General features: G+C 55.7%; 18 protein-coding genes. 11 read left to right on the forward strand and 7 right to left on the reverse strand.

Annotated features, from left to right (window positions below; translation table 11 throughout):
* Positions 1-152 precede the first annotated feature (152 nt).
* Together FJW00_RS10980 and tdh are read left to right on the forward strand one after the other, a co-directional pair.
* Positions 153-1,349 (forward strand): glycine C-acetyltransferase, encoded by a 1,197-nt coding sequence (locus FJW00_RS10980; RefSeq protein WP_140924080.1) that lies wholly within the window; start codon positions 153-155, stop codon positions 1,347-1,349.
* 10 nt (positions 1,350-1,359) lie between these two features.
* Positions 1,360-2,388 (forward strand): L-threonine 3-dehydrogenase, encoded by a 1,029-nt coding sequence (gene tdh, locus FJW00_RS10985; protein WP_140924082.1) that lies wholly within the window; start codon positions 1,360-1,362, stop codon positions 2,386-2,388.
* A gap of 28 nt (positions 2,389-2,416) precedes the next feature.
* On the opposite strand, the gene FJW00_RS10990 is transcribed toward tdh, so the two are convergent.
* The 4 genes from FJW00_RS10990 to envC all read right to left on the reverse strand — a co-directional run bounded on the left by FJW00_RS10990 (position 2,417) and on the right by envC (position 6,861).
* Positions 2,417-3,328, reverse strand: coding sequence for a hypothetical protein (locus FJW00_RS10990; protein WP_140924084.1), 912 nt, complete (start codon positions 3,326-3,328; stop codon positions 2,417-2,419).
* On the reverse strand, positions 3,321-4,550 hold the full coding sequence (locus FJW00_RS10995; RefSeq protein WP_140924086.1) for a glycosyltransferase: 1,230 nt from the start codon (positions 4,548-4,550) through the stop codon (positions 3,321-3,323). The genes FJW00_RS10990 and FJW00_RS10995 overlap by 8 nt, the downstream gene beginning before the upstream one ends.
* A gap of 103 nt (positions 4,551-4,653) precedes the next feature.
* Positions 4,654-5,556, reverse strand: a complete 903-nt coding sequence (locus FJW00_RS11000; RefSeq protein ID WP_058957365.1) for a divergent polysaccharide deacetylase family protein — start codon at positions 5,554-5,556, stop codon at positions 4,654-4,656.
* A 3-nt stretch (positions 5,557-5,559) separates the two neighbouring features.
* Positions 5,560-6,861, reverse strand: coding sequence for a murein hydrolase activator EnvC (gene envC / locus FJW00_RS11005; RefSeq protein ID WP_140924088.1), 1,302 nt, complete (start codon positions 6,859-6,861; stop codon positions 5,560-5,562).
* A gap of 252 nt (positions 6,862-7,113) precedes the next feature.
* Here envC and FJW00_RS11010 point away from each other — a divergent pair, with 252 nt between their 5' ends.
* The 5 genes from FJW00_RS11010 (at position 7,114) to cysE (ending at position 10,241) form a co-directional block, all read left to right on the forward strand.
* The gene (locus FJW00_RS11010; RefSeq protein WP_140029944.1) at positions 7,114-7,545 is read left to right on the forward strand and encodes a rhodanese-like domain-containing protein; all 432 of its coding nucleotides are present in this window, start codon (positions 7,114-7,116) and stop codon (positions 7,543-7,545) included.
* Between the two features lie 26 nt (positions 7,546-7,571).
* Entirely contained in the window at positions 7,572-7,826 is a 255-nt protein-coding gene (gene grxC, locus FJW00_RS11015; protein WP_008926942.1) for a glutaredoxin 3, read from the forward strand.
* Positions 7,827-7,864: 38 nt separating this feature from the next.
* A complete protein-coding gene (secB, locus tag FJW00_RS11020; protein WP_009088070.1) occupies positions 7,865-8,335 on the forward strand; it encodes a protein-export chaperone SecB in 471 nt (156 codons plus the stop codon).
* A complete protein-coding gene (gene gpsA, locus FJW00_RS11025; protein WP_181405375.1) occupies positions 8,335-9,351 on the forward strand; it encodes an NAD(P)H-dependent glycerol-3-phosphate dehydrogenase in 1,017 nt (338 codons plus the stop codon). The genes secB and gpsA overlap by 1 nt, the downstream gene beginning before the upstream one ends.
* A gap of 68 nt (positions 9,352-9,419) precedes the next feature.
* The gene (gene cysE, locus FJW00_RS11030; protein ID WP_009088067.1) at positions 9,420-10,241 is read left to right on the forward strand and encodes a serine O-acetyltransferase; all 822 of its coding nucleotides are present in this window, start codon (positions 9,420-9,422) and stop codon (positions 10,239-10,241) included.
* Here the strand turns inward: cysE and trmL are convergent.
* Genes trmL through cpxR form a run of 3 tightly spaced genes read right to left on the reverse strand, consistent with a single transcriptional unit; the run spans position 10,238 to position 12,822 of the window.
* Complete coding sequence (trmL, locus tag FJW00_RS11035; protein WP_009088065.1) at positions 10,238-10,711, reverse strand: tRNA (uridine(34)/cytosine(34)/5-carboxymethylaminomethyluridine(34)-2'-O)-methyltransferase TrmL; 474 nt, start codon at positions 10,709-10,711, stop codon at positions 10,238-10,240. The genes cysE and trmL overlap by 4 nt on opposite strands.
* A gap of 36 nt (positions 10,712-10,747) precedes the next feature.
* Positions 10,748-12,127 carry an envelope stress sensor histidine kinase CpxA gene (cpxA, locus tag FJW00_RS11040; protein ID WP_009088064.1) on the reverse strand — a complete coding sequence of 460 codons (1,380 nt, stop codon included), beginning with the start codon at positions 12,125-12,127 and terminating at the stop codon, positions 10,748-10,750.
* The gene (gene cpxR, locus FJW00_RS11045; RefSeq protein ID WP_009088062.1) at positions 12,124-12,822 is read right to left on the reverse strand and encodes an envelope stress response regulator transcription factor CpxR; all 699 of its coding nucleotides are present in this window, start codon (positions 12,820-12,822) and stop codon (positions 12,124-12,126) included. The genes cpxA and cpxR overlap by 4 nt, the downstream gene beginning before the upstream one ends.
* A gap of 148 nt (positions 12,823-12,970) precedes the next feature.
* Between cpxR and cpxP the strand changes: the two genes are divergently transcribed.
* The 4 genes from cpxP to pfkA all read left to right on the forward strand — a co-directional run bounded on the left by cpxP (position 12,971) and on the right by pfkA (position 16,401).
* Positions 12,971-13,480, forward strand: a complete 510-nt coding sequence (gene cpxP / locus FJW00_RS11050) for a cell-envelope stress modulator CpxP (RefSeq protein ID WP_046100843.1) — start codon at positions 12,971-12,973, stop codon at positions 13,478-13,480.
* 454 nt (positions 13,481-13,934) lie between these two features.
* Positions 13,935-14,090 (forward strand): con-10 family general stress protein, encoded by a 156-nt coding sequence (locus tag FJW00_RS11055; protein WP_003851267.1) that lies wholly within the window; start codon positions 13,935-13,937, stop codon positions 14,088-14,090.
* A gap of 240 nt (positions 14,091-14,330) precedes the next feature.
* Positions 14,331-15,233 (forward strand): CDF family cation-efflux transporter FieF, encoded by a 903-nt coding sequence (fieF, locus tag FJW00_RS11060; protein WP_140924093.1) that lies wholly within the window; start codon positions 14,331-14,333, stop codon positions 15,231-15,233.
* Between the two features lie 205 nt (positions 15,234-15,438).
* Positions 15,439-16,401 (forward strand): 6-phosphofructokinase, encoded by a 963-nt coding sequence (pfkA, locus tag FJW00_RS11065; RefSeq protein ID WP_009088057.1) that lies wholly within the window; start codon positions 15,439-15,441, stop codon positions 16,399-16,401.
* Positions 16,402-16,442 lie beyond the last annotated feature (41 nt).

Here is a 16,442-nt window from a genome sequence, read left to right on the forward strand (position 1 = left end):
GCAGACAGCCAGATGACTCTGTAACGCCACAGGGCTGCCACCTCGTGGCGTGAACTATGCTGCAAAAATGACATTCTGTTGGGTGTTTTATCGTGAAGAAGCGCCCTGTTCAGTAAGATATGCCAGGTTTTTGCCATCTGAGGAGAGCAATGATGCCTGCGCAATTTTATCAACAACTTCGTCAGCAACTGGATGATGCACGTCAGGAAGGGCTGTTTAAACAGGAGCGGATCCTCACCTCTGCCCAGCAGACAGAGATAGCAGTAGATCACGGTCCGGCAGTGATTAACTTTTGCGCCAATAACTATCTGGGCCTGGCCAATCATCCGGCGCTGATTCAGGCCGCGAAGTCGGGGATGGATACGCATGGCTTTGGCATGGCGTCGGTGCGCTTTATCTGTGGCACGCAGGACAGCCATAAGCAGCTGGAAAAGCGGCTGGCCGCGTTTCTCGGTATGGAAGATGCCATTCTCTACTCCTCCTGCTTTGACGCCAACGGCGGCCTGTTTGAAACGCTGCTGGATGCAGAGGATGCCATTATTTCCGATGCGCTGAATCACGCCTCCATCATCGACGGCATCCGGCTCTGCAAAGCACAGCGCTACCGCTACGCGAACAACGACATGACGGCGCTGCGGGATTGCCTGCAGCAGGCGCGTGATAAAGGTGCACGCCATATCCTGATCGCCACCGATGGCGTCTTCTCCATGGATGGGGTCATCGCCAATTTGCCCGCCATCTGCGACCTGGCTGAAGAGTTCTCTGCGCTGGTGATGGTGGATGATTCCCACGCGGTGGGTGTTGTCGGGAATGGCGGACGTGGCACCCACGAATATTGTGACGTGATGGGCCGGGTTGACATCATTACCGGCACGCTGGGCAAAGCGCTGGGCGGCGCCTCCGGTGGCTACACCGCAGCAAAAGCGGAAGTGGTGGAGTGGCTGCGCCAGCGTTCCCGTCCCTATCTCTTCTCCAACTCGCTGGCTCCGGCGATTGTGGCCGCCTCGCTGCGGGTGCTGGATCTGCTCAGCGAAGGCGATGGGCTGCGTCAGCGTCTCCGGGATAACGCCCGTTTCTTCCGGCAGCAGATGACCGCAGCGGGTTTTACGCTGGCCGGGGCCGATCACGCCATTATTCCGGTGATGCTGGGTGAGGCCAGCGTCGCTCAGCAGTTTGCCCACCTGCTGCAACAGGAAGGCATCTACGTTACCGGCTTCTTCTATCCGGTCGTGCCAAAAGGGCAGGCTCGCATTCGCACGCAAATCTCTGCGGCACATACCCAGCAGCAGCTGGAACGTGCGGTGGCCGCCTTTACCCGTATCGGCAAACAGCTGGGCGTCATCGCCTGAGGAGTCCGTTATGAAAGCACTCGCCAAACTGAAGAGGGAAGCGGGCATCTGGATGGTGACTGATGCGCCGGTTCCTGAGCCGGGCCACAACGACCTGCTGATTAAAATCCGTAAAACCGCTATCTGCGGCACCGATGTCCACATCTACAACTGGGATGACTGGTCGCGCAAAACCATTCCGGTGCCGATGATCGTCGGTCATGAATATGTGGGTGAAGTCGTAGCAACAGGTCAGGAGGTAAAGGGCTTTACGCCTGGCGATCGGGTGTCGGGAGAGGGGCATATCACCTGCGGGCATTGCCGCAACTGCCGCGCCGGGCGAACGCATCTGTGCCGGAACAGCATGGGCGTGGGGGTTAACCGTCAGGGCTGTTTTGCGGAATATCTGGTCATCCCGGCCTTTAACGCCTTCAGAATTCCCGACAACATTTCCGATGAGCTGGCCGCGATCTTTGACCCGTTTGGTAATGCCGTGCATACCGCGCTGTCGTTCGATCTGGTTGGCGAGGATGTGCTGATCTCCGGCGCGGGGCCTATCGGCATCATGGCCGCGGCGGTCTGCCGCCATGTCGGCGCGCGTAACGTCGTGATCACCGACATCAATGACTACCGACTGGCGCTGGCGCGAAAAATGGGCGTCACCCGCGCGATCAATGTGGCCCATGAAAATCTGCGCGACGTCATGCATTCGCTGGGGATGACGGAAGGATTTGATGTCGGACTGGAGATGTCCGGTGCGCCTCCTGCGTTTCGCGCGCTGCTCGACGTAATGAATCACGGCGGGCGGATTGCCCTGCTGGGTATTCCGCCGGGTGAGATGGCTATCGACTGGAATCAGGTGATCTTCAAAGGGCTCTTTATCAAGGGTATTTATGGCCGGGAGATGTTTGAAACCTGGTACAAAATGGCGGCGCTGATCCAGTCCGGTCTCGACTTAACGCCGGTCATTACGCATCGCTATGGGATTGACGACTTCCAGCAGGGCTTTGATGAGATGCGTTCAGGACGTTCGGGAAAGGTAATACTGAGCTGGGATTAACACACCGGCCGCCGCAGCGGCCGGATAATTAGCGTTGCTTCTTCTCTTCGTCGGTCAGGTAGCGCACCTTGCGCGTGTAATCCTGGCCTTTAAAGTGGAGCGGCTGTTGCGGATCGGCCAGATATTTTTGCCATTCCGACAGCGGAAAGCCGCCGTGTGCGCCGACCACTTCCGCCGGGATCACCGCAGACTGACCGCCGATTTTCTTGGAGACCGGCCAGTTAGCCCATTCGCCCAGATTGACGGTTTTAATGTCCAGCATATCCAGCAGCACCGCGAGCGGCAGCTGATCGGTCGGCGGCTGACTGTCGTTCATCAGATGCCAGGTGTCATTGAACAGCGTCAGCCACAGCGGTGAAATACGCTGCCAGACCTCACGGGTCGCCGCCAGATAGGCACCGTTAACGTGATCCACCAGATAAGGCCGGATACTGTGCGGGTAGTAGGCAGGAATCGCCTCCTGCGGCGCATCAGCCAGCTTGGCAATCATTTTCCCCTGACGAAAGCTGGAGTAGAGATGGCTAGGTTTCATCATGATCTCCGGCATCTTTAGCAGATTGAGGTCGGAATCGATCATCAGAATGCCGTCGCCTTTTGCCTGCAACGGGGCCTGCAGTTTGATTAAGCGACTGCGATAGATCTGCTTGTAGCGATAGTGCTCTTCGCGATGCGGTACATCCAGCGTGGCCACGCGGGTTTTAGCGGGCAGGCTGCCAAAGGCGTCGGCAGGCTGATCGCTAACAATCACAATCTCCTCTGCCTGCGTGGCAAAGCGCGCCGCAAAATCGGCACTGAGCAGCGCCTCTTCGATATAGTCCGCGCCCGTGCAGGGGATCACAACAGAGGTAACCGGTACCGAGCCCTGAACTTCTTTTAGCGAATAAGGCAGGTTATGGCTCGCCCGGATATGGCGATAACGGGGATTTAAAAAATTAAGCATGAGGTTTCTTATTAGCGACACTTTGCAGAATATTTTCAACGCCGCTGATGTAGGTTTCAATGGCGTACTGTTCACGAACGCGTTTCGCTGCCGCATTGATCAGGCGCTGACGTAAGCCGGCATCCTGCCACAGCGCGGTTAAGTGCTGGGTCAGCTGCACCACGTTGCCATAATCGAACAGCAACCCGGTTTCGTCATGACTAATCAATTCGGCAGTACCGACCACACGGGAACCGATGACGGCGGTATTCACCAGCATCGCCTCCAGCACGACCCGAGGTAAGCCCTCACTGCGTGAGGCAAGAATAAACGCATCAAAGGCGGTGAGGTAATCCAGCGCATTGTTCTGAAAGCCCGTAAAGACCACATGCTGCTGGATATTCTCCGCCGTTGCGAGTTGCAGCAGGTGCTGGAGTTCCGGGCCGGCACCAACAATCACCATCCGCCAGTCCGCGTCGGGATGAGCCCGTTTGAAACGGCCCAGCGCCTGCAGAATGTGATGATTGGATTTACGTAATATCAGTGAGCCGATGGTGCCAAACACAAAGGTGGTCGGGGAGAGTTTAAAACGCTGGCGAACGTCGAGGCGGTCAGGTAAAGGCTGGTGGATGTCGATCGCATTGTTGACGGTAAAACAGCGTTCCGCATCAACACCGTGGCTGATCAGCGTCTTATTTACCCCCTGCGACACGGCAATAATCGCCTGGCAGTCCTGGTTCACCATGCTGACCAGTCGTGGTTCCAGCACCGGGTCGATACGGCAATGCTGCACCACCGCCACATCCAGGCTGCGCGCGGCCAGATAGCCCTCCACATTGGTGCTGGGCTGGTTATTCATGTAGAGCGTGTCGAATTTTCCCAGCTGGAGAAGGGAGTTGATTTTGCTGGCGTTAGGCATGATGCGCCAGCGTGTATCGATCTCATCGATAGCCCGCTTCTTCAGCTTTTTATTAAAAAACAGCAGCGCCCGCACGGCCTCTTTGACAAATTTTGCCCAGCGCGGCTGCCTGATCTGCGGGATAAAAAAGACCGGAATGGCCAGCGCGTTAAGCGTGGCCTCAATGGTTTCGTCGTTGCCACGGCTGTAGTTGTGATAGAAGCAGCAGGTAATATCAAATTTCTGACGATCGATACGTTTCAGCAGCTCCAGCATACTGTTGGTGCCGCCTCCCCACTCTCTGCCGTTATCCAGCAGCAGGATTTTTTGTTTATTAATCGTCATCCGTCTTACTATTCCCGCACCGCATGTTATCGCCCGACCGGGATTATAGTAATTTTTACCTGCAATTGAACTTTAAGCTTAGCACTTAGCATTCATGGCAAATTCAGAACAGACTTTTCAGGGTGCTAAACAGCGGGCTGTGACTCACGCTTTCGCCTACCACCGTTAACGCCCGGGTCGCCGGAACCGGCGCCAGCGGCTGTTTCACTTTACACAGTTCTGCTGGCTGGAAGCGCGGTTTCGCCGGTTTCACCGGAACCGCTGGCGTCCGTGAGCCGCTGTGGCGTGTTTCGTTCAGCAACTGGCTGGGGCGAACCAGCGTAATGTCTGCGGGCAGCGAGGGCAGCATCTGCTGCAGCACCCGAACGGTGTTGGGGTGGGGATGACCGATAGCAATGGCATACCCGTCGCGCTGTGCCAGCTTCACCGCCCGGCTGAACTGCTGGCGGATAGCATTAATATCCTGACTGTCATCCAGGAACACCCGGCGTTTCAGAACTTTGACCTGAGTGCCCTGTGCGGCAGGAATCGCCTGGCTATTGGCGATGGTCATGCTATCCAGGAAGTAGAGGTTATAGTGATTCAGCGCCTGCATTACCTTCTGCATACCGGAAAGGCTCGAGGTCATCCTGCTGCCCATGTGGTTGTTCAGGCCGACTGCGTAAGGCACGTTGCTGACCGCATTGCGCATAATGCGGGTGATCTCTTCGCTGCTCATCTCCGGGGTCAGCGTATCTTTTTCCAGTGGCTGTTTGCTGAGTGGCGCCATCGGCAGATGGATCAATACTTCGTGTCCACCCTGATGGGCTCTGGTAGCCATCTCCCGTGCATGGGGTGCGTTGGGCAGAACAGCCACTGAAATCGCCTGCGGCATCTGCAGAACTTTGTTCTCTTCGGCAGGCCGGTAGCCCACATCATCGATAACAATAGCCAGCTTGCCTGCCTGCGCCGCGAAGCTGAACAGCAGCGCGCTGAATAAAACGGAGATTTTTCGACGTTGCAGCAAAACTTATTTTCCTAACCACGGGAGTGGATTGACAGCCTGTCCCTGACGTCGGATTTCAAAATAGAGCGACGGGGTACCGCGCCCCCCGCTGGTGCCCACCAGGGCGATAGGCTGTCCTGCCTTCACCTGTGTACCCACGCTCACCAGTGCACTCTGGTTGTAGCCATAGAGGCTCATGTCGCCTTTACCGTGCTCCAGCACTACGACCAGACCGTAACCCTGCAACCAGTCGGCCATCAGAACCCGCCCGTCGGCAATGGCTTTCACCTCGGTGCCTTCCCGCGCATCAATCACCAGGCCTTTCCAGCGCAGTTCCCCCTGCAGCTGTTCACCAAAGCGATGTTCGATGCGTCCGCGCACCGGCCACAACGCCTGTCCGCCCGCGCGACCGAGTCCTCCGGTACGGGCAACCAGTTCGCGTTCGCTCTGGGTCGGCTGATAGCTGGAGCCTTTGGCTTTGGCCTGCGCCTGGCGCTGACGCACTTTTTCTGCCTCACGGGCTTCGCGCGCCGCGCGCTCACGCGCTTCCCGTTCTGCCCGGGCGATCTTATCCTGCAGACGGCTTTCGTTCTGACGCATCTCGACCAGATCGGCCTGATCTTTTTCCAGCGCGCTTTCCAGCGACGTAAGGGTTTTCCTGCGCGCGTCGCTCGCCTGTTGCAGCTTCTGCTGCTGGCCCTGCTGCTGAGCTAATAGTGCTTTCTGCTGCTGTTGCTTCTGCTCCAGCGTGGCGCGTTGCTGATCCAGGTCCTGACGTGTCTGTTGCAGTGAGGCGATACTTTTCTGGCGCGCCGCGTTCAGATAGCCAAAATAGGCCAGAATACGCTCGCTGCGCTGGCTCTCTTCTCCGCCCATCAACAGCTGTATACCGTTGTGCTGGCCCTGACGAAATGCGGCATCAAGCTGTTGCGACAGCAGGCTTTCCTGCTGGCTTTGCTGCTTCTCAAGCCGGGCGATGGAGGTGGTGAGCTGTTTAATATCGTTATTCAGGGCGGTGAGGCTGTTGCGGGTTTCGCGCAACTGACGGCTCGCCTGGGCGATGATTTTTTCCTGACTCTGCAACTGATCCAGTAATTTGCTGCGCTGCACTTTCTGCGCCTTAACGCTTTTCTCTTTTTCAGCAATGTTCTGCTGAATAGATTGCAGCTGAGATTTACTGTTTTCCGCACTCTGTGCCACAGCTGGCAACAACAGGGCTCCCGCGCAAAGCAGGCTGAGGGAGAGGGTGGACAACGGTGTGAACAACGGCCGATTTTCGCCGCTGGAACGGGTCCTTGTGTGCAAAACGGTAGTTTTTCCCTTCATAGGCCAATGATTATTCCACGATGAATCGCCGCTTACCAGTGCTCCCCACCGGCATTTGCTTTACCAGTTATGTCCGCTTTCACAATGAGATGGATTAAGCCTTACGCCATTTTTGCTATTCAGCCACTTTTTTTGGAAAATGGCGCACAAATCGATACTCTCGCCGCATAGCATCTGTACATGCGAAGTGGCGCAGGTATACTCAGAACCCTTGTTTTAGCTTATTAGCCCGGTCTGGAGTCGTTACCCCTCATGCAAGAAATTATGCAGTTTGCAAGCAATCACCCCATCCTGAGTCTCGCATGGGTCGTTTTACTCATTCTGGTGATTGTGACTACCGTTAAAGGAATGTTCTCTAAGGTAAAAACGATCAGCCGCGGTGAAGCGACCCGCCTGATTAACAAAGAGGACGCGGTGGTTGTCGACGTGCGTTCGCGCGACGATTTTCGCAGAGGGCATATTTCAGGTGCGCTGAATGTGGCAGCCGCTGAGATTAAAAAAGGCAACGCAGACGAACTGGAAAAGCACAAAGCGCAGCCCATAATTGTGGTATGTGCAACCGGACAAAGCGCGTCTGATTCCGCTGCACATCTGAGTGCTGCTGGCTTCCCGCAGGTCTTTGTTCTGAAAGATGGCATCAGCGGCTGGAGCGGCGAAAATCTGCCGTTAGTTCGCGGTAAATAACCTGTAACCTGACAGAGGTGCGTAGCATGGCAAATGTTGAAATGTATACCAAGGCCACCTGTCCTTACTGCCATCGGGCGAAAGCGCTGTTAACGCAAAAAGGCGTGTCGTTCCAGGAGATCCCCATTGATGGAGACATGGCGAAACGCGAAGAGATGATCAAGCGTAGTGGCCGCACCACCGTGCCTCAGATTTTTATTGATGCGCAGCACATTGGCGGCTGCGATGACTTATTCGCACTCGATAATCGCGAAGGTTTAGATCCCTTACTGCAGGCGTAAGTTTACGCCGGACAATCTCATACATAGGATTTGGTCACATGTCAGAACATAACACGAACGAAATGCAATTCCAGATTCAGCGCGTCTTCACGAAAGACATCTCTTTTGAAGCGCCTAATGCCCCGCAGGTTTTCCAGAAAGAGTGGGAACCGGACGTCAAACTGGATCTGGATACTGCATCTTCTCAGCTGGCTGACGATGTTTACGAAGTGGTACTTCGTGTGACTGTAACCGCCAACGTGGGTGAAGAGACCGCTTTCCTGTGTGAAGTTCAGCAGGCCGGTATCTTCACCATCAGCGGTATCGAAGGAACGCAGATGGCACATTGCCTGGGGGCTTACTGCCCGAACATCCTGTTCCCGTATGCCCGTGAATGCATTACCAGCCTGGTATCACGTGGCACCTTCCCGCAGCTGAACCTGGCACCGGTCAACTTTGATGCACTGTTCATGAACTATCTGCAGCAGCAGCAGGGTGAAGAAGGTGCTCAACAACATCAGGATGCCTGATGACCACTCACGCTTCGATTAGCGTCATCGGTGCCGGCTCCTACGGCACCGCTCTGGCGATTACGCTGGCCCGTAATGGCCATCCGGTACTGTTGTGGGGACATAACCCGGCACATCTGGCGCAGCTTCAGACCGACCGCTGCAACACGGCTTTCCTTCCTGACGTTCCGTTTCCCGATAACCTCTCTCCTGAACCCGACCTGCAAAAAGCCATTGCAGCCAGCCGCGACATATTGATCGTGGTGCCGAGCCATGTCTTTGGCGACGTACTGCAACAGATTAAGCCTCATCTGCGGTCTGACTCGCGGATTGTCTGGGCGACCAAAGGGCTGGAAAAAGAGACCGGGCGCCTGCTGCAGGATGTGGCGCGTGAGATTCTGGGCGACTCCATCCCGCTGGCCGTGATCTCCGGGCCGACCTTCGCCAAAGAGCTGGCCGCAGGCTTACCGACGGCCATTGCCCTGGCCGCAACGGATGCGCAGTTTGCTGACGATCTGCAGCTGAAGCTGCACTGCGGTAAAAGTTTCCGCGTTTATAACAACCCCGATTTTGTCGGTGTCCAGCTGGGCGGCGCGGTGAAAAACGTGATTGCTATCGGAGCCGGGATCTCTGACGGTATCGGATTTGGCGCCAACGCGCGAACCGCACTAATCACCCGTGGACTGGCTGAGATGAGCCGGCTTGGTGCTGCACTGGGTGCCGATCCCACCACCTTTATGGGGATGGCGGGCCTGGGCGATCTGGTCCTGACCTGCACGGACAATCAGTCGCGTAACCGCCGGTTTGGCATGATGCTGGGCCAGGGCGAAGATGTAGATAGCGCGCAACGCATTATCGGACAAGTTGTAGAAGGCTACAGAAACACCAAAGAAGTCAAAGCGTTGGCTTCAAGATTCGGCGTGGAAATGCCGATTACCGAGCAGATTTATCAGGTGCTGTATTGCGAAAAACCGGCGAGAGATGCAGCATTGAGCCTGCTGGGACGAACAAGGAAGGACGAAAACAGCACTGGCTAACGCAGGACGCGTAGCATCATCACCTGCAGCGCCCATTCAGGCGCTTTTTTTATCGGGAGAAAGCAGCAATGTCGTCTGATGAGTTAGAACTGGTCTGGAATAATATCAAAGCAGAAGCGCGAGCCCTGGCTGATTGTGAGCCGATGCTGGCCAGCTTCTTTCACGCGACATTGCTTAAGCATGAAAATCTCGGTAGCGCACTGAGTTATATGCTGGCTAACAAGCTGGCAAATCCGATTATGCCCGCCATCGCCATCCGCGAAATCGTCGAAGAAGCCTACCGTGAAGACCCGTCGATGATACTGTCAGCGGCTTACGATATTCAGGCGGTGCGTCAGCGCGACCCGGCAGTCGATAAATACTCCACCCCGCTGCTCTACCTTAAAGGGTTTCACGCCCTGCAGGCGTACCGCATCGGCCACTGGTTGTGGAATGAGGGCCGTCGTGCGCTGGCGGTTTATCTGCAGAATGAAATCTCCGTCTCGTTTGCAGTCGACATTCATCCCGCTGCCAGCATTGGTCACGGTATCATGCTCGACCACGCCACAGGCATCGTGATTGGTGAAACTGCAGTCGTGGAGAACGATGTCTCTATCCTGCAGTCGGTGACGCTGGGCGGCACCGGTAAGACCAGCGGCGACCGTCATCCTAAAATCCGTGAAGGGGTCATGATTGGAGCCGGTGCGAAAGTGCTCGGCAACATTGAAGTGGGCCGGGGGGCAAAAATCGGTGCCGGTTCAGTGGTGTTGCAGCCTGTGCCGCCGCACACCACGGCAGCAGGCGTACCCGCCCGTATCGTCGGCAAGCCAGGCAGCGATAAGCCATCAATGGATATGGATCAGCACTTCAACGGCAGCCTGGCGGGTTTTCAGTTCGGCGACGGCATCTAGTCCTTAATCAGCGCGCCGGCATAATCCAGCTGGCGCCACGCTTCATACACCACTACCGAAACGGCGTTCGACAGGTTCATGCTGCGGCTTTCTGCCCGCATCGGGATGCGGATTTTCTGCTGCGCGGGTAACGCCGCCAGGATCTCAGCCGGCAGTCCACGGCTCTCCGGTCCGAACAGCAGATAATCGCCCGCCTGATACGTCACAGCACTGTGTGCAGGCGTGCCTTTGGTCGTCAGCGCAAACAGACGTTCTGGTGCCTCTGAGGCGAGAAACGCCGCATAATCCGCATGGAATCTGATGGCCGTAAATTCATGGTAATCCAGCCCGGCGCGGCGTAAGCGCTTGTCATCCCAGGCGAAGCCAAGCGGCTGGATCAGGTGAAGCTGAAAGCCACTGTTGGCGCACAGGCGGATGATATTGCCGGTATTCGGCGGAATTTCTGGTTCAAACAAGACAATGTTAAGCATTAAGGCCCCCGATGACAGGGGCCGAAGCATAACAAATTATTGACGACCGGAGGAGTAGAGCGGTAACCAGAGGGTCAGTCTCAGACCGCCCAGTGGGCTGTCATCGGCTTTCACCCAGCCGCGATGCTGCTGCACGGCCGTGTCGACAATGGCCAGGCCCAGCCCGGTGCCGCCCGATTCGCGATCGCGCGCTTCATCGGTCCGGTAGAAGGGACGGAAAATCTGTTCCCGATCTTCCGGGCTTACGCCAGGACCATCATCATCGACGTGAACCGTGATACCGGAAATATCGACGGAGAAGCTGACGCTGATGTGAGTGTGTGAATAGCGCAGCGCATTGCGCACGATATTTTCGAGCGCACTCTCCAGAGCGTGCGGATTGCCATAGAGCGGCCACGGGCCCGGAGGATAGGGGATATCCATCTTCTTGCCCATCTGCTCAGCTTCGAAACGGGCATCTTCCAGCACCCCATTCCACAACTGATTGGCCTTCATCGCTTCGCTGACCAGCGCATTCTTGTGCTGTGTGCGCGAGAGCACCAGCAGGTCGTTGATCATGCCATCAAGGCGTTGCGCCTCCATCTCAATGCGTCCCAGCTCTTTACTTTCACCCTGGCGACGACGCAGCAGTGCGGTTGCCAGTTGCAGGCGGGTCAGCGGCGTACGAAGTTCATGACTGATGTCCGATAGCAGGCGCTGCTGACCGGTCATCATCCGCTCCAGCGCACTCACCATCTGGTTGAAGCTCGATCCGGCGGCCAGAAACTCCTGCGGGCCTGACTCCAGTTCCGGATGCTGGCGCAGGTTTCCGCTCGCCACCTCATCGGCGGCATATTTCAGCTTACGCGCCGGGCGCGCCAGGCTCCAGGCCAGCCACAGCAGCAGCGGGGAGCTGATCAGCATCGTCACGATAAGCAGCAGTAACGGGCGGTCAAACAGCAGATTGACAAAATCGAGCTGGGAGCTGTTGGCGGGACGGATCATGTAAAGCTGGTAGTTGTCTTCGCCATCCTGCACGGAGAAAGGCCCGACCAGCTCCACCCGACCATATTTCTTTTTCTGCGGATGATCGGCATTGTCAGACTGGCCGATAAAGTTACGGATCACCTGCATTTCGTTATGTTGCGCGCCAATCACCCGACCTTCGCTGGTGACTAACAGCAGCCGCTGACCTGGCGGTGCCCATTTTTCGACAGCACGAAACAGACGACGCCACCACATCAGATCGTTAGGGGGATCCTGTGACAGTTCGGCTTCGACGTGCTGCTCAATCATGATGCCCTGCCGCTGTTCACTTTCCAGCAGCGAGGTCATCTGACGTGAATCGAGTTTGGGCACCATGAGCACCAGCATCAGCACCAGCGCCAGGGTTAACCAGAAGATAGCGAAGATGCGGGTGGTCAGACTGCCAATCATGATGCCGAAACCATCAGATAGCCGCGGCCGCGTAACGTTTTAAACCAGGGATGACCATCACGGCGCTCAGGCAGCTTGCGACGCAGATTGGAGATATGCATATCAATGGCGCGGTCAAACGGCGTCAGACGCTTGCCCAGCACTTCCTGACTCAGGTGTTCGCGTGAGACCACCTGGCCCAGATGCTGCGCCAGCAGATAGAGCAGGGTAAATTCCGTGCCGGTCAGATCCAGCGTCACATCATCAAAGCTGGCCTCCTGACGACCGGGATTGAGACGCAGGCAGTCCACTTCCAGCGTCGGTGAGCTGTTATCGTGTTGCTGTTGCTGTTCACTCCAGTTCGAACGCCGCAGAATCGCGCGGATACGGGCCACCAGTTCACGATCGTTAAACGGCTTAGGCAGATAGTCATCTGCACCCAGTTCGAGGCCCAGCACGCGATCCAGCTCGCTGCCGCGCGCGGTCAGCATGATGACGGGAGTCTGATGTTGCTGTCGCAGTTCTTTCAGGGTGTCGATACCGTTTTTCTTCGGCATCATGACATCCAGTAAAAGCAGATCAATAGAGTTGTCGAGCAGGTTCAGCGCTTGTTCACCATCGCTGGCCACTACCACTTCAAACCCTTCCATTTCTAACAGTTCTTTCAAAAGCGAAGTTAATTCGCGGTCGTCATCTACCAACAGGATTTTATTCATTTTTGTAGCCCTCCGCAGGCAAAATACCGTGTTCCTGGCGCACCTATCCATCGCTTTACGTAGTTTTACACCCCCTGACGGATGTTTGCAGCTGTCGCCGTACACTGGCTCTCGTTGAATCGCAAAACGGAACGAACTGGAGTACACGATGCGCAAATTAACCGCCGTCGTCCTTGCCTCAGCGATGACCCTGAGTATCGCCAGTGCAGGTGCTAAAGATGCGACGACGATTGACGAGATGCATCATGGCGGATTTCCGACAGGCAGTATGACGCAAAATCCGCAAAGCCACATGTTCGATGGCATTGAGCTGACTGAAGAGCAACGTCAGCAGATGCGTGACCTGATGCAACAGGCCCGACATGATCGCCCGGTGGTTCATATTGACGATATCGCAGCACTTCATGAGTTAGTGACTGCAGACCAGTTTAACGAAGCGGCCATCCGCAACAGAGCGGAAATTATCGCCAGAGTTCAGGTTGAACAGCAGGTTGAGATGGCACGCGTACAGAATCAGATGTTTCAGCTGTTAACGCCGGCCCAGCAGGCCACGTTACAGAAGAACTACCAGCGGCGGCTGAACGAGCTGCGCCAGTTTTCGAATTTGCAGTCGGCCTCATCGCTGCAGGCAGTGAGTAGTACCAGCAGTAACCAGTAACATAGTATCCCTGTTTTCCTTGCCATAGACACATCCCTGTCTTCCCCCGCCATGATGGCGGGGGTTTTTTTTATCTTTTTTTCACTTTTTCTGTTTTGACCCGAATCATCACCGCACAACAAAACCCCGGTTTTGTTAGCGCTATTGGCCCTTTACCGGCTTTTAGTTGCTGAAAGATGAACTGACCGGGGTTCTGGTTGCGTTTAAGCGCACCGGCAAGGCAAAACAGGGAAAAAATATTTTAACCCGTTGAAAAGAGTATATTTATTCGGCTGTTCGGAAAAATAAATACTATTTTTCAGTAAGATAGGGATTTTACCGTTGCGCTTGCTGGCGCCCTGGCTTTATCTACACTTAATCCTGTCACTGCAGGGAAGTGAAGTGATTTCGCGAAGTCTCAGGGAGCAACAACCACATTATGTAATCCCGAATGAATCTATTAACGGAGTAAATTATGGCAGAGCATCGTGGTGGTTCAGGTAATTTCGCAGATAATCCGCAAAAGGCCTCTGAAGCCGGTAAAAAAGGCGGCCAGAACAGCGGCGGCGGAAACTTTAAAAACGATCGTGAAAAAGCATCAGAAGCCGGTAAGAAAGGCGGCAAAAAGTAACAGCTGCAACGTTTCCTGAACAGACCAGAAACTGAGGGTCTGGCACTGATGTAACTGATGTGTATAACACGCTGCCCCGTCCTTTTCAAAGGCCGGGGCTTGTTTTTATCGGTTGCCCCCGCCGTAAAGAACCTCTCTCCGTTGCGCCTCCTTAAGCACTGCCCGCCTCAGGGTGTTAAACTTCAGCCTTTCTTCCATCTGAATACGCCTCATCTGATGATGGGGTGCAGGGGATCCGGCATGCAACCCTCTTATGGCCGACTGGTAAAGCGTGCTGCGCTGGCCGCTACCCTTCTCGCGTCGGTGCTGTTGATCGTGAAAATCTTTGCCTGGTGGTACACCGGTTCGGTGAGTCTGCTCGCTTCGCTGGTGGACTCGCTGGTTGATATTGCCGCGTCACTCACGAATCTGCTGGTGGTGCGTTATGCGCTGCAGCCCGCCGATGAAGATCATACGTTCGGGCATGGTAAAGCGGAATCGCTGGCGGCACTGGCTCAGAGCATGTTTATTTCGGGCTCGGCGCTGTTTCTGTTCCTGACCGGCCTGCAACATCTGGCGTCGCCGGATGTTCTGCGGGCTCCCGGTGTCGGGATTGTGGTGACGATTGTCGCGCTGAGTTCAACCCTGTTACTGGTGGCCTTTCAGCGCTGGGTGGTGCGGAAAACCCGCAGTCAGGCCATTCGGGCTGACATGCTGCACTATCAGTCCGATGTCATTATGAATGGCGCGATTCTGATCGCGCTGGTGCTGAGCAGCTATGGTTTTGCAAGGGCAGATGCCCTGTTCGCGCTGGGAATCGGCATTTTTATTCTCTACAGCGCGTTGCGTATGGGCTACGACGCAGTGCAGTCCCTGCTGGATCGCGCATTGCCGGAAGAGGAGCGTCAGCAGATTCTGACGCTGGCGACGAACTGGCCCCAGGTGCAGGGGGTGCACGATCTGCGTACCCGCCAGTCCGGCCCGACAAAATTTATTCAGCTGCATCTGGAGCTTGAAGACCAGCTGCCCCTGGTGCAGGCGCACCGTGTGGCCGATCAGGTTGAGAGGGCGTTACGCGACGCATTTCCCGGGTCAGACGTAATTATCCATCAGGACCCCTGTTCTGTGGTACCGTTCGAGAAGGAGGATTCTCCAGGTTTTTAACCTAAACGAATCAATTTGATACGTAAGGGACGACGTAACGCTAACATTGCTGCAAAAAATAGTGAAAAGTTGTCTGACCTGAATCAATTCAGCAGCAAGCCTTTGATATACTATCTGCCATCACATGTCGCGCTGGCCTTTAATGATGTTCAGCAGCGATCGACAGGCAGGATTAACCCTTCGTTTTAAAAATCCAGAGGTTGTCATGATCAAAAAAATTGGTGTATTAACCAGCGGCGGTGACGCCCCAGGCATGAACGCAGCTATTCGTGGAGTCGTGCGTTCCGCGCTGAGTGAAGGACTGGAAGTTTTTGGGATCTATGATGGCTATCTGGGATTGTACGAAGACCGCATGATCAATCTCGATCGCTACAGCGTCTCCGACATGATCAACCGCGGCGGCACCTTCCTGGGCTCTGCGCGCTTTCCTGAATTCCGTAATGAAGATATTCGCCAGGTGGCCATCGAGAACATGAAAAAGCGCGGCATTGACGCGCTGGTGGTGATCGGCGGCGATGGCTCCTACATGGGGGCGAAACGTCTGACCGAAATGGGCTTCCCCTGCATCGGCTTACCGGGCACCATCGACAACGACGTTGCCGGAACGGATTACACCATCGGTTACTTTACGGCGCTGGAAACCGTGGTGGAGGCCATTGACCGCCTGCGTGATACCTCTTCGTCGCATCAGCGTATCTCCATCGTTGAAGTGATGGGCCGCTACTGCGGCGATCTGACGCTGGCGGCGGCCATTGCGGGTGGCTGTGAGTTCATCGTGCTGCCGGAATTCCCTTATACCCGTGAAGAGCTGGTTGCGGAAATCAAAGCGGGCATCGCCAAAGGGAAAAAGCACGCTATCGTGGCGATTACCGAACATATCTGCGATATCGACGATCTGGCGCGCTTTATCGAAACAGAAACCAAACGCGAAACCCGTTCCACCGTGCTGGGCCATATTCAGCGTGGTGGCGCGCCCTGTGCCTATGACCGTATTCTGGCGTCACGCATGGGCGCTTACTCCATTGAGCTGCTGATGCAGGGCTACGGCGGTCGTTGTGTTGGTATTCAGAATGAGAAGATGGTGCATCACGACATCATCGACGCGATTGAAAACATGAAGCGTCCGTTTAAGCGCGACTGGCTCGACACCGCGAAAAAACTCTACTGATCCCCCTGCGGGGTGTGCGTTACCGCACGCCCCGGCATCGC

This window comes from Pantoea anthophila (assembly GCF_006494375.1).
Classification (GTDB): domain Bacteria; phylum Pseudomonadota; class Gammaproteobacteria; order Enterobacterales; family Enterobacteriaceae; genus Pantoea; species Pantoea anthophila.

What these genes read in the sequence shown, in the direction of transcription:
- FJW00_RS10980 (WP_140924080.1), top strand. Translation starts at nt 153, where the DNA reads ATGCCTGCGCAATTTTATCAACAACTTCGTCAGCAACTGGATGATGCA.
- tdh (WP_140924082.1), top strand. Translation starts at nt 1,360, where the DNA reads ATGAAAGCACTCGCCAAACTGAAGAGGGAAGCGGGCATCTGGATGGTG.
- FJW00_RS10990 (WP_140924084.1), bottom strand. Translation starts at nt 3,328, where the DNA reads ATGCTTAATTTTTTAAATCCCCGTTATCGCCATATCCGGGCGAGCCAT.
- FJW00_RS10995 (WP_140924086.1), bottom strand. Translation starts at nt 4,550, where the DNA reads ATGACGATTAATAAACAAAAAATCCTGCTGCTGGATAACGGCAGAGAG.
- envC (WP_140924088.1), bottom strand. Translation starts at nt 6,861, where the DNA reads ATGAAGGGAAAAACTACCGTTTTGCACACAAGGACCCGTTCCAGCGGC.
- FJW00_RS11010 (WP_140029944.1), top strand. Translation starts at nt 7,114, where the DNA reads ATGCAAGAAATTATGCAGTTTGCAAGCAATCACCCCATCCTGAGTCTC.
- grxC (WP_008926942.1), top strand. Translation starts at nt 7,572, where the DNA reads ATGGCAAATGTTGAAATGTATACCAAGGCCACCTGTCCTTACTGCCAT.
- secB (WP_009088070.1), top strand. Translation starts at nt 7,865, where the DNA reads ATGTCAGAACATAACACGAACGAAATGCAATTCCAGATTCAGCGCGTC.
- gpsA (WP_181405375.1), top strand. Translation starts at nt 8,335, where the DNA reads ATGACCACTCACGCTTCGATTAGCGTCATCGGTGCCGGCTCCTACGGC.
- cysE (WP_009088067.1), top strand. Translation starts at nt 9,420, where the DNA reads ATGTCGTCTGATGAGTTAGAACTGGTCTGGAATAATATCAAAGCAGAA.
- trmL (WP_009088065.1), bottom strand. Translation starts at nt 10,711, where the DNA reads ATGCTTAACATTGTCTTGTTTGAACCAGAAATTCCGCCGAATACCGGC.
- cpxA (WP_009088064.1), bottom strand. Translation starts at nt 12,127, where the DNA reads ATGATTGGCAGTCTGACCACCCGCATCTTCGCTATCTTCTGGTTAACC.
- cpxR (WP_009088062.1), bottom strand. Translation starts at nt 12,822, where the DNA reads ATGAATAAAATCCTGTTGGTAGATGACGACCGCGAATTAACTTCGCTT.
- cpxP (WP_046100843.1), top strand. Translation starts at nt 12,971, where the DNA reads ATGCGCAAATTAACCGCCGTCGTCCTTGCCTCAGCGATGACCCTGAGT.
- FJW00_RS11055 (WP_003851267.1), top strand. Translation starts at nt 13,935, where the DNA reads ATGGCAGAGCATCGTGGTGGTTCAGGTAATTTCGCAGATAATCCGCAA.
- fieF (WP_140924093.1), top strand. Translation starts at nt 14,331, where the DNA reads ATGCAACCCTCTTATGGCCGACTGGTAAAGCGTGCTGCGCTGGCCGCT.
- pfkA (WP_009088057.1), top strand. Translation starts at nt 15,439, where the DNA reads ATGATCAAAAAAATTGGTGTATTAACCAGCGGCGGTGACGCCCCAGGC.